The following is a 13,219-nucleotide window of genomic DNA, read 5'->3' as shown; positions in this document are numbered from 1 at the left end:
TTAAGTGATGAAATCTACTTCAGTAGATTTGATAATAATAATTATATAAAAATTATTTTTTAATTTCTTTCCATTTTCCATCAATATAGAACATTGACCAGTTAGTTTTTTTACCATTTTTTTCAGAAGCGATATATTGTTGTTTATTTTTTCTACTATAGCGTACTAACGTCTTGTTTCCTTCTGGATCAGTCAATGGCGCTTCTGCTAGGTATTTTAATTTTTCAGGCAGACGATCTGAATATGTTCGTAATTCTTCTACTAAGGGTGAACGAGTTTCACGTGATTTTGGAAAGTTATGGGCAGCAAGAAAGATTCCTTTTTCACTATTACGTAATATAAAGTACGCATCCGATTTTGTGCATTTTAACTCAGGTAAGGGTACAGGATTTTCCCTTGGCGGAGCTATTTCACCATTTTGAAAAATCTTACGAGTATTTTTACAAGTTTTATTTGAGCAAGCTATGTATTTACCGAAAGGTCCAATTTTTGGATACATGTTGGCAGTGCATTTATCACATTTCAAGCAATAAATATCATATCTTTCAATAAGAAACGCCCCTTTTTCCAATTCATAACCATCGCATTCTGGATTGTTACCACAGATATGTAATTTTCTTTGACTATCAATAAAATAACTATCCATTGCCGTGCTACATTTTTTACAGCGATGACGAGAACGTAACGCATTTGTTTCGGCTTCATCATCTTCTAAAAAATTGTCAAATACTTCGTTCTGTGGTATTAGATTAATCGTTTGTCTACAACGTTCTTTAGAAGAAGATAACACATAACCAGAGCAACCTAGAAATACACCAGTAGTAGCAGTTCGAATGCCCATCTGACGAGTACAAGTTGGACAAGTAATTGATGTAAATACTACCTGATTAGGTTGCATACCACCTTCAGTAGGTTCTTTTTCAGCTTGATGTAATTGATCAGTGAAATCACTGAAGAAAGAATCAAGCACTGTTTTCCAATCAATTCGATTATTTGCAACTTGATCAAGGCTATTTTCCATATTAGCAGTAAAGTTATAATCTATTAGGCCACCAAAATTTTGTACTAATCGATTAGTAACGATTTCACCCATTTTTTCAGCATAAAAACGACGATGCTCCATACGTACATAACCACGTTCTTGAATAGTAGAAATCACAAATGCATAAGTAGATGGCCGACCAATACCACGTTTTTCTAATTCTTTGACTAATGAAGCTTCACGAAAACGCGAAGGAGGTTTAGTAAAATGCTGGCTCGGTACCAATGATTTTAAAGTAAGTTGTTCACCTATTTTGACGGATGGCAAAGGAGAATCCTCATTTTTTTTATACATCATTGATATCAATTTAGTCCAACCTTCAAAACGTAATGTTCGTCCCTTTGCTTGCAACTTAAAGTTAGTAGCACCCACTGTTAGAATGATGCGATCATACTCTGCAGGTACCATTTGACATGCAACAAACTGACACCATATTAATTGATACAGTTTTTTGACTTCATATTCCATGTCTTTTAAATGCTCTGCTATTACATAAATGTCACAAGGACGAATAGCTTCGTGTGCTTCCTGTGAATGTTGTTTTTTAGCATATATATTAGGTGATTTTGGTAAGTATTGTTTACCAAAATGTTGCTTAATATAATTACGTGCCATCATTACAGCATCTTGACTTAGATTAGTAGAATCAGTACGCATATAACTAATATAACCTGCTTCATACAGAAGCTGTGCTATGAGCATGGTTTTTTTTACATTAAAGCCTAAATGTATACTTGCTGCTTGTTGTAAGGTTGAGGTAATAAAAGGGGGAGAGGGCCTATTAATTATAGATTTCTTTTCACAGTTTAATACCTCATAACATGATTTATGGAGCATTGTTAGTGCAGTTTGCATTTGTTCGTAATTAGCTGGACGGAATAATTTATCACACAGATATTTTACTCGCATTATCAGATGATCACCGTTCGAAGTAATTAAATTGCTATCTATTTGCCAATATTCTTCAGGTATAAACGTTTTAATTTCATGTTCTCGTTCTATAACTAAGCGAACAGCAACCGATTGCACACGACCGGCAGATAAACCCCTTGCAATTTTTTTCCAAAGTAAAGGAGAAATCATATATCCTACTACACGGTCCATAAAACGGCGTGCCTGTTGGGCATGAACGCGCCGAATATTTAATTCACTTGGTTTTTCAAATGCTTGAGCTATTGCATTTTTAGTAATTTCATTGAAAACTATACGACTAAATCGTTTGATATTACCGCCAATTACTTCACGAAGATGCCATGCTATTGCTTCTCCTTCACGATCGAGGTCAGTTGCAAGATAAACATGGTCAACATTTTCAGCAAGAGTTTTTAATTCAGCGACAATATTTTCTTTCCCCGGTAAGATTTGATAATTAGCCTTCCAATTATGCCAAGGATCAATTCCCATACGATTAATGAGAACTGATTTAACATCTTTTTGAATTTTTTTTGTTTTTTTTCGTTTAAGATTCTTATTAAAAATTGAAGCGCTAGTAGGTAAATCACGGATGTGACCAAAGCTAGATCTTACTACAAAATCATTGCCAAGGTATTTATTAATTGTTTTAGCTTTTGCCGGAGATTCAACGATTACGAGTGCTTTAACCATATACACCTTGTGTATTTGAATTTAAATAGTTTTAATATAATGAAAAATAAAAATTTTTAAAATAAAAACTAACTATTAATTTTCATACATTTTTTTATTTATAAAAGAACATAGAAAGCATCAGTTTAAATTAAATAACATATTCAATTTTCTACTGAAAAATTTTCTTTGTCCTAAGAAAAAATTAATACTATTGGAAATCTATATTTTAAATTAAATTTTCATCATTTAATAACTACTTATATAAGTTGATTCGGTTATTTAAATCTAATTAAGATAATTACACAGCAAAATTTTAGTAAAAAGTAATATTAATGAAATATGATCATATCATTGATGCATATATTAATTCTCTATTATCATAAGATTGTTTTGTCTTTAAAATACCAAATTTTTAAAATCGATTGTTCTACAATTTGACTAACAGTATTCATAACACAGTTAATCATTTTGTGTTTTTGTACATAATTCACTCTTAAAACAGTAAAATTGTTCATTTTCTCAATAAGTAAACTATCGCTTGTACTAACATCATCAATTAAACCTAAATTTAGTGCTTGACGTCCGTACCAATGTTCTCCTGTGGCAACTTTTTCTAAATCGAGTGATGGGCGCATTTGATGCACAAATGTTTTGAACAACTGATGCGTTTCATTTAAATTTTCACAAAATTTCTCACGGTCTGTATCTGTATTTTCACCAAATAATGTAAGTGTACGTTTATATTGACCAGCAGTATGTAATTCAACATCAATATCTTTGCGTTTTAATAAACGATTAAAATTAGGTATCTGTGCAACTACTCCAATAGAGCCAATGATAGCAAATGGAGCAGCAACTATTCGATTTGCTACACAAGCCATCATATATCCGCCACTAGCTGCTATTTTATCTACTGCTACTGTCAAATATAAACCAGAATCACGTAAACGCTGTAGTTGTGAAGCTGCTAGCCCGTAAGCATTAATTAAACCACCACGACTTTCTAACCGTAGCAACACTTCATCACCTATATTTGCTGTCATCAATATAGCAGAGATTTCTTTTCGCAACGAACTAATTTCATTAGCTTTTATGCTGCCTTTAAATTCAATTACATAAAGTATTGGATTATCTTTTTTCTCTATGCTTCTCTTAGTATCAGATTTTTCTGTTTTAATTTTTTGTTTTTCAGCTTTTTTGTTTTGTTTTAGATAGATTTTTTGCATCCATGGCTTCATTTTTGCTAATTCAATATCTTTTTTTATTTGATGATATTTTTCGTTAAGATTCGTTAAACGTAATTGACCAACATTTTGACGTTTGCGTAATGTATTATTGATTAACATCAGAATAATAGCTATAGTAAATATTGTAGTAATGCTTTTGGCAAGAAATAGTCCATAATTGGAAATCACATCCATTCCACTTCCTTTTTTAATTTGAAAATTAATTAGTTTAAAAGTATACATCCATTTTTACAGATATATGTACTTAAATATTACATAAGAAAAAATAACACGTGAAAATTAAGTTATCGCAATTTAAGATTAGCTAAATAGCAACAGTTTGCTCATAATAATATATTATTAAATTTATCTGTTAATATAAAGTCTTTTTTAAAAAAAAGACAATATGGTAGATACCTAAAAAAGCACTGAATTTTTATTAAACCATGATGTATAATTATACACAAATTATTTTAAATTTGTTTCTAGAAAATATAGTGCTATACGATGGTATTTTAAATATATCTAATATAGCAAACAAAAGATATTAACTATTTTAAAAATCAAATTTCTGTGCATAGATAAGTTAATCGGTACGCAAAATTTTATTATTAGACGTCTTTAATAATTTGAATTAATGTTTCAATAGCAAATTGAATATTAATTCAAATTAAATCTAAATAAATTCAATAAATTAATTTTTATATAGTACATATTTGCTACAGTGATTAATTAACTAATTGATACTAATTGTTACTTAAGAACATTGTTGAAGAATATTCTTAATATTTAAAAAAACAGTTTAAATGCTTAATAATTTATAGTTACTCAGGTTTTTATGATTGTATTACAATTAATTTATTAAACTATAATAATTATTATTTATTTAATAATAAATTTTACACTTAATTAAGTAAATTTTAATATTAAATATATCAAATTATCATTTATAATTTACAATAATAATTGTAAATTATAACTATTTTAGTTATTAAAAATTTTTACGTGAAATGTTTTGTATTAAAACCTTTAATAAAAATAAATTATTATAAAGTTATTTATTGAATAAATAACTTTATAATAATTTATTATCTTACCAACTAAAGCATTCTGTTTAAGAATGTCATAAAAATGGATGATTTTCATTAAATTTAATATGATTAAATATCAAAAGTTCAAAAAATTTTGAATTTATATTAAAAATTTGAGTTTTTTGGAAAACGTTTTATTTAACAAATAAACAATTAACTGAATATTTCAAATAAATAATAACATAATAATTTTTCAAAACAAACAAAATAGAGTTGACATTTTTGTTTTAAACTAGTTTACTAGTACATAGATTCAAAATAAATGCTCTCTTTAGGAATTCTATATGATTTGCTTTATGTTAAGCAGATTCTTTAGTGCAATGCGTTAAAAAACATGGTTCTAAAATAAGATTGAGAGAATTAATTATAATTAGGCAAGGCAAAACTTACAGTGAATTTAAAATCTAAAGTAAAATTAATTAATAGTATTGCTCCTTATTGTGAAGATCCAACTACTGTATTTTATCAATTATGCGGTATGCGTCCATGGACACTATTGTTAGAATCAGCAGATATCGATAATCAACAAAATATAAAAAGTATTATAATTATAGATTGTGCATTAAGAATTAGCGCATTAGGTAATGCAGTCAAATTGCAAGCATGTTCCAAAAATGGTTCTTCGATTTTACCATTTTTAGATAAATTATTGCCATCTACAGTGCGAATTGATATATACCCAGAGGCACGAACGTTATATTTACCTTTATTAAAAGAAGTACATGATGAAGGATCACGTCTAAAAACATTATCAGTTTTTAGTGTATTGCGATTGATTTTACAGTTATTTCAAACCTCGATTGATGAACGTGAAGCAGTATTATTTGGCGGTCTCTTTGCATATGATTTAGTAGCTGGTTTTGAAGATTTACCTATATTGCAGCAAAAAGAGAATTGTCCAGATTATTGTTTTTATTTAGCTGAAACTTTGTTACTGATTGATCATAAACAACATAGTGCACGATTACAGGCTAGTCTTTTCTATCCTTCAAACAGTGAGTCTCAACGACTTCAACAACGTATTTCACAAATATATAAACAAATGATACAAACTGCACCAAATTTACCTGTAAAACACGTAGAAAAAATGACGCTAATCACTAACCAAAGTGATGAGGAATATTGTAATACAGTTCGTGAGATGCAAGCAGCTATTCATATGGGTGAAATTTTTCAAGTCGTTCCATCACGTCGTTTTTTTTTACCCTGTCCTTCTCCATTAGCTGCATACGATACGCTTAAAAGGTGCAATTCTAGTCCATATATGTTTTTTATGCAAGATAAGGATTTTGTATTGTTTGGTGCATCACCAGAAAGTGCATTAAAATACGATGCTTCTTCACGTAAAATAGAAATGAATCCAATAGCGGGTACTCGCTCGCGTGGACGTTATGCAGATGGCTCGTTCGATAATGACCTAGATACCCGTATTGAGTTAGAAATGCGCACTGATAACAAAGAGTTATCAGAACATTTAATGTTAGTTGATTTAGCGCGTAACGATTTAGCACGTATTTGTATACCAGGAAGTCGTTATGTTTCTGACTTAACGAAAGTTGATCGCTATTCATTTGTAATGCACTTAGTATCACGTGTCATTGGTATTCTGCGTCATGATTTAGATGTTTTGCATGCCTATTGTGCTTGCATGAATATGGGTACATTAAGTGGTACGCCAAAAGTACGTGCAATGCAATTAATAGCTAAAAAAGAAGGTATACGACGTGGGAGTTACGGTGGTTCAGTAGGATATTTTACCGCTTATGGAGATCTTGATACTTGTATTGTGATTCGTTCTGCTTGGGTTGAAAATGGAATCGCTACCATTCAAGCAGGTGCAGGAATAGTATTAGATTCACAGCCACAATCTGAAGCAAACGAAAGCCGCAATAAAGCACGTGCGGTATTACATGCTATTACAACAGCCCATCACTGCAAGGAAATTCTCTAATGTCTGATGTTTTATTGCTCGATAATATTGACTCATTTACTTACAATTTATCCGATCAGTTAGGCATTTTAGGTTATAACGTGTTAATTTATCGCAATACTGTAAAAACAGACTTTTTAATAAATGTACTAGAAAACATGTCAAATCCTATACTTATGCTTTCACCTGGTCCTGGCACTCCCAGAGAAGCTGGCTGTATGCCTACATTATTAAAAAAAGTATGTGGCAATCTACCAATTATTGGTATTTGCTTAGGCCATCAGGCCATCATCGAGGCATATGGTGGATATGTTAGTCAAGCCTGTGAGATCTTACATGGAAAAGCTTCACCCATTGTACATGATAACGAAGCGATGTTTACTGGTCTTATGAATCCTTTACCCGCAGCTCGTTATCATTCACTAATTGGAAAAAATATCCCTTCTAAATTAACTATTAATGCTACTTATAAAAGTATGGTTATGGGAATTAGAAATGATACTGAACGAGTATGTGGTTTCCAATTTCATCCTGAATCTATACTTACTGTTCAAGGTGCACGTTTGTTAGAACAGACATTAACTTGGTTACTAACAAAATAATTTAGGAAAACTATATGCTCCAATCTATTTTAAATAAACTTTATCAATGTAATTCACTTAGCCAAAGTGAAACTTATTACCTTTTTAAAATTATTATTAGCGGAAAATTAGAACCTATACAAATAGCTGCTGCATTAATTGCGATGAAAGTACGAGGTGAAAATCCTGAAGAAATTGCTGGTGCAGCATCTGCATTATTGAAACATGTTAAACCTTTTCCACGTCCGGATTATATTTTTGCGGATATCGTTGGTAGCGGTGGTGACCATAGTAATAGTATTAATATTTCTACTCCTAGCGCTTTTGTAGCAGCTTGTTGCGGTATGAAAATAGCAAAGCACAATAACCGAAGTATTTCCAGTAAATCGGGATCGTCCGATTTACTGGAGGCCTTTGGAATCAATCTTGATATATCACCTAAACAAGCGCGTCAAGCACTAGACGATCTTAATGTTTGTTTTTTGTTTGCACCAAAATATCATGCTGGTTTTATTCACGCAATACCAGTACGTAATAAATTAAAAACTCCCACAATATTTAACTTAATTGCACCTCTGATCAATCCAGCGAAACCGCCACTGGCCATGATAGGTGTATACAGTCCTAATTTAGTACTTCCGATAGCTGAAACACTGAAAATACTTGGCACTTATCATCGTGCTATAGTAGTGCATGGTGGAGGTATGGATAAGGTTGTTTTACATAGTCCAACACAAGTAGCTGAACTACATAATGGTAAAATAACTACTTATCAATTAAATCAAGAAGATTTTGGTTTTCGTGCTCAAAATAAAAAAGCTTTACAGGCCGGCTCTACTGAAAAAAACCGCGATATTTTAATGCGTGTATTAAAAGGTAAAGGAAAACTTGCTCACGAACAAGTTATTGCAGTCAATGTTGCAATGCTGTTGAAAATATTTGGCAACGAAGATTTATATGACAATGCCCAATATGCCCTTGAAGTAATTCGCAGCGGACAAGCATATAAACGCATTATAGCTTTAGCAGCAAGAGGATAAATATGGATATTAAGGGTACAATTTTAGGTGAAATCGTACAATATAAAGCAACTTGGATAAAAGCACGCAAAAAAGAACAACCATTAAATACTTTTGAAAATTTATTAGAACCTGCAAACCGTCACTTTTACAACATTATGCGTTATACTGAAAAGAGTATATTCATATTAGAATGTAAAAAAGCCTCTCCTTCCAACGGACTATTATGCGAAGAATTCAATCCAATTGTAATTGCTAATGTTTATCGTCATTACGCTTCAGCTATTTCAGTAGTTACCGACGAAAAATATTTTAAAGGCGACTTCAATTTTATTCCAATAATAAGTGCTATAGTTACGCAACCAGTTATTTGTAAAGATTTTATTATTGATCCATATCAAATTTATTTAGCACGTTATTATAAAGCTGATGCAGTTCTGTTAATGCTTTCTCTTTTAAATAATCAACAATATTGTACGTTAGCTGCTTTAGCACACAGCATGAAAATGGGAGTTCTAACAGAAATCAGTAATGCTATTGAATTAAAACGTGCTCTTGAAGTTAATGCGAAAGTGATTGGTATTAATAATCGAGATTTGCGAAATTTTTCTATTGATCTTAATCGTACACGCTTATTAGCGCCACTTTTACGAAATACTGCAACAGTAATCAGCGAATCAGGTATCTATAACTATACACAAATACGTGAGCTAAGACCCTTTGTTAACGGTTTTTTAATTGGTTCAGCATTAATGAAAGAAAAAGATCTCATGTCTTCGGTACGTCGCATCATTATGGGAGATAATAAAATTTGTGGATTAACACGATCTAAAGATGCTCAAGTTGCTTATGCAGCTGGTTCAATTTATGGTGGTGTTATTTTCGCAAAAGATTCTTTTCGAAAAATAAATTGCATGTATTTACAAGATCTTATAGATTCTGCTCCATTGAAATATGTATGCGTATTACGTAATAGTACTATCAGTGAAATAATGAGTTTAGTTTCTACTTTTCAATTTGCTGTTGTTCAACTACATGGAAATGAAAATAAAAAATTTGTTAATACATTACGTGAAGTATTACCTGTAGAAGTAAAAATATGGAAAGCATGCAATATTGGTCAAGGCATCTTACCTATACGAGATTGGTTAGGTGTAGATCGTTATGTTTTTGATAATGGTACAGGCGGTAGTGGGCAGTGTTTCAACTGGTCATTGTTAGCAGGAGAAAAAGATCTTAGCAACGTAATGTTAGCAGGTGGGTTAAATGCAAATAATTGTTTTCAGGCTGCTCAACTTGGCTTTAGTGGTTTAGATTTCAACTCCGGTGTAGAAATTACTACAGGAATTAAAGATTCTAATAAAATAGCAGAAGTGTTCCGAATACTACGTTGTTATTAATGTTGATCTCCTTAATGTATTTATATTTTTTTTATCAACTTGTTTAAGATTAAGGAAATTAAAATGAGTACATTACTTAGTGCTTACTTTGGCGAATTCGGCGGTCAGTACGTACCACAAATTTTAATGCCAGTTCTTCGCGAGTTAGAATCTGCATTTATAGATGCACAATGTGATCCTAAATTTACTGATTATCTCAATAAATTATTAAAAAATTATGCTGGTCGTCCAACTGCATTAACATTATGCAGTAATTTAACTAAAGATAGCAATACGCGTCTTTACCTAAAACGTGAAGATTTATTGCATGGAGGAGCACATAAAACTAATCAAGTTCTAGGTCAGGCACTTTTAGCTAAAAGACTATTGAAAAAAGAAGTGATTGCTGAAACTGGTGCAGGTCAGCATGGTGTAGCTGTTGCTTTAGCATGTGCTTTACTTCAAATGAAATGCCGCATCTATATGGGAGCTAAAGATGTTGAACGTCAATCAGCAAATGTATTTCGTATGCGTTTAATGGGTGCTAAAGTAATTCCTATATATAGTGGCTCAGCTACATTAAAGGATGCCTGTAATGAAGCGTTTCGCGATTGGTCTGCTAGTTATAAAAATACGCATTATATGCTCGGAACAGCCGCAGGACCTCATCCATTTCCAACAATTGTTCAAGAATTTCAACGTGTTATTGGAAGAGAAACAAAGTCACAAATTCTCGAGCAAGAAGGTCGCTTACCAGATCAAATACTAGCATGTATTGGTGGTGGATCTAATGCCATTGGTATGTTTACCGATTTTATTGATGAAAGTAGTGTTCATCTCATTGGCGTAGAACCTGCTGGTAAAGGTATCCAAACCGGTCAACATGGAGCAGCATTAAAGCATGGACGTACCGGTATCTATTTTGGTATGAAAGCACCAATAATGCAAACTGATGAAGGTCAGATTAAGGAATCTTATTCAATTTCGGCAGGTTTGGATTTTCCATCCGTAGGTCCACAACATGCATATTTAAATAGCATAGGTAGAGTAGAGTATGTATCTGTTACAGATTATGAAGTTATAGATGCATTTCAGTCTATTTGTCGTACAGAGGGTATTATACCTGCATTAGAATCATCGCACGCGCTTGCGTACGCTTTAAAAATCATTCGAACTAATCCGAAGAAGAAACAAATCATAGTAGTAAATCTTTCAGGAAGAGGAGATAAAGATATTTTGACTGTTTATGATATTTTAAAACAAAAAAAAGGAAAAATTTAATGCATCACGATCGTTACAGGCAACTATTTCGACGCTTAGCATTGACACAAGAAGGCGCTTTTGTACCTTTTGTAATTCTTGGAGATCCATCAGTTACACTGTCTTTAGATATAGTAGATGCATTAATACACGGTGGAGCTGATGCGTTAGAATTAGGTATTCCTTTTTCTGATCCTATTGCAGAAGGTGTAACAATTCAAGCAGCTAATTTACGTGCATTGTCTGCCAATACTACAGTCGAACAGTGTTTTAAAGTCATTCAATTTATTAGGAGAAAATATTCAGATATACCTATTGGTTTAATGCTATATGCTAACTTAGTCTTTAATAGAGGTATAAATAATTTTTATGCTGATTGTAAAATCGTCGGCGTGGATTCAGTTTTAATTGTAGATCTACCTATAGAAGAATCAGAATTATTTTACAATTCAGCAATATATTACAAAATTAACCCTGTTTTTATTTGTCCACCAAATGCGGACGACGCTTTATTACATAAAATTGCTTTATATAGTCGAGGTTATACTTATTTATTATCGAGATCAGGTGTAACTGGTGTAGAAAAGCCTACTATTTTACTATCACATTACTTGATTAATAAATTGTGTGAATATAATGCTGCTCCGCTGTTGTATGGTTTTGGTATATCTGATCCTATTCAAATAAAAAAAGCGATAGCATTAGGTGTTGCAGGCGTAATATCAGGTTCTGCGATTATAAAAATTATTGAGTGTTATCAAAATGATATAAATTTAATGTTGATAAACTTGAAAAAGTTTGTCACCATCTTAAAAAATGCAACTCAATCTAAATGTATAAAATAGATTTACATAACTAGAATTATCCATTTTAAGAGTGAAAGAATCAAGCAGATTTTAGAAAGAGAAAATATAATTTAGATATTGTTTCTAAGAACTTAGTTATTGATATTACGTATCATAAGACTATGCATTAACAGTAATATTTAACTAAAAATATTAGTTTAATTTAAAAGAGTGTTTTATTTCTTTGCTCAAATGTTTTTTAAAATCTTTACTTTAAAAAGATTACTTGAATATAAATGTGTTACACTAAGTAGATAATTTAATGATCTCATCTCGTACTTTACGTTCACTATTTAAGCTTTTTATGCTATAGTAAAAAACGAAAACATACTTGCTTACTGGAAAAATAAGTAATATCTGACAACAGATTATCATTATTGAAATAGTTGTCAACATACCACACATAAGATGTATACTTCATAAGTTATAGAATTAAATTTCTTTGAGGGATTTACATACATGTCTATCACTACAAGCTCGTTATATTCTGACACAAAAAATTTTTTTCGTAATGAGCTTATGACTATCTTGATGCTGGTCTTATTGACCTCGTTGATTTCAGCGATTATAGCCCACGTACTTACTTATGATACAGATACATTATATCTATTGAATCAAAGCAATAATGAAAATATTTCCTTGTTTAGCGCTTTTAAAAATATGTCGTCGGAACAACAGCGTATGTTACTTTATATTTCTGCTGTGGGCACATTCATAGATTTAATTAGCAATACTATCCTGATCGGAGGTATGTTGTCTTTGATCTCTTTAAGTTATAAAGATAAAATTACAAATGTTATTGAAGTAATCAAAGTTTCTATACCTTTATTACCTAAATTATCGTTACAGCTTTTTATTATTACTTTTTTAATACAGCTCGGTTTGGCATTATTGGTAATACCGGGTATAATATTAATGTTTTTATTATCATTATCACCTGTTATATTAGCAGTTGAGAAAACGAGTATTATTGTTGCAATACGTTCTAGCATTCCATGTGCTTGGAAGTATATTAAGCTAATTTCTCCAGCAATATCGTTATGGATGTTATCTAAAATTACGTTGATTTTTTTATTTTCTTCTTCAATGACGAATTGTATTAACGTTCTTTCAAGTTCTATAATATTAAACATATTTGGAAATACGGTTTCTGCTGTTTTAACTGTGTATTTATATAGACTTTATATACTATTGCGTCAAAAGTCATAGTCATGTATTTAATTTATATTAAAAAATCAACATTTTTGTAATTGATTGGA

7 protein-coding genes and 1 pseudogene are annotated in these 13,219 nt (G+C 31.3%); 6 read left to right on the top strand and 2 right to left on the bottom strand.

Annotated elements, in window-relative coordinates; translation table 11 throughout:
• Positions 1-52 precede the first annotated feature (52 nt).
• Both topA and sohB read right to left on the bottom strand, forming a co-directional pair.
• On the bottom strand, positions 53-2,647 hold the full coding sequence (topA, locus tag BMSBPS_RS01265; protein WP_046201098.1) for a type I DNA topoisomerase: 2,595 nt from the start codon (positions 2,645-2,647) through the stop codon (positions 53-55).
• A 359-nt stretch (positions 2,648-3,006) separates the two neighbouring features.
• The gene (gene sohB, locus BMSBPS_RS01260; protein ID WP_022564614.1) at positions 3,007-4,050 is read right to left on the bottom strand and encodes a protease SohB; all 1,044 of its coding nucleotides are present in this window, start codon (positions 4,048-4,050) and stop codon (positions 3,007-3,009) included.
• 1,287 nt (positions 4,051-5,337) lie between these two features.
• Between sohB and BMSBPS_RS01255 the strand changes: the two genes are divergently transcribed.
• The 6 genes and pseudogenes from BMSBPS_RS01255 (at position 5,338) to BMSBPS_RS01225 (ending at position 13,169) form a co-directional block, all read left to right on the top strand.
• Positions 5,338-6,897 (top strand): anthranilate synthase component 1, encoded by a 1,560-nt coding sequence (locus BMSBPS_RS01255; RefSeq protein ID WP_022564613.1) that lies wholly within the window; start codon positions 5,338-5,340, stop codon positions 6,895-6,897.
• Positions 6,897-8,497: pseudogene (gene trpD / locus BMSBPS_RS04675) on the top strand (bifunctional anthranilate synthase glutamate amidotransferase component TrpG/anthranilate phosphoribosyltransferase TrpD). Before BMSBPS_RS01255 ends, trpD begins: the two are co-directional and overlap by 1 nt.
• A gap of 8 nt (positions 8,498-8,505) precedes the next feature.
• Positions 8,506-9,876, top strand: coding sequence for a bifunctional indole-3-glycerol-phosphate synthase TrpC/phosphoribosylanthranilate isomerase TrpF (trpCF, locus tag BMSBPS_RS01240; RefSeq protein WP_102029176.1), 1,371 nt, complete (start codon positions 8,506-8,508; stop codon positions 9,874-9,876).
• A 63-nt stretch (positions 9,877-9,939) separates the two neighbouring features.
• A complete protein-coding gene (gene trpB, locus BMSBPS_RS01235; RefSeq protein ID WP_046201096.1) occupies positions 9,940-11,136 on the top strand; it encodes a tryptophan synthase subunit beta in 1,197 nt (398 codons plus the stop codon).
• On the top strand, positions 11,136-11,960 hold the full coding sequence (gene trpA / locus BMSBPS_RS01230; protein ID WP_046201095.1) for a tryptophan synthase subunit alpha: 825 nt from the start codon (positions 11,136-11,138) through the stop codon (positions 11,958-11,960). The genes trpB and trpA overlap by 1 nt, the downstream gene beginning before the upstream one ends.
• Positions 11,961-12,419: 459 nt before the next feature.
• Complete coding sequence (locus BMSBPS_RS01225; protein WP_044170012.1) at positions 12,420-13,169, top strand: YciC family protein; 750 nt, start codon at positions 12,420-12,422, stop codon at positions 13,167-13,169.
• Positions 13,170-13,219 lie beyond the last annotated feature (50 nt).

It is taken from the genome of Candidatus Pantoea carbekii (assembly GCF_000971765.1).
Classification (GTDB): Bacteria; Pseudomonadota; Gammaproteobacteria; order Enterobacterales; family Enterobacteriaceae; genus Pantoea_A; species Pantoea_A carbekii.
This window is presented reverse-complemented; position numbering and strand designations above follow the sequence as displayed.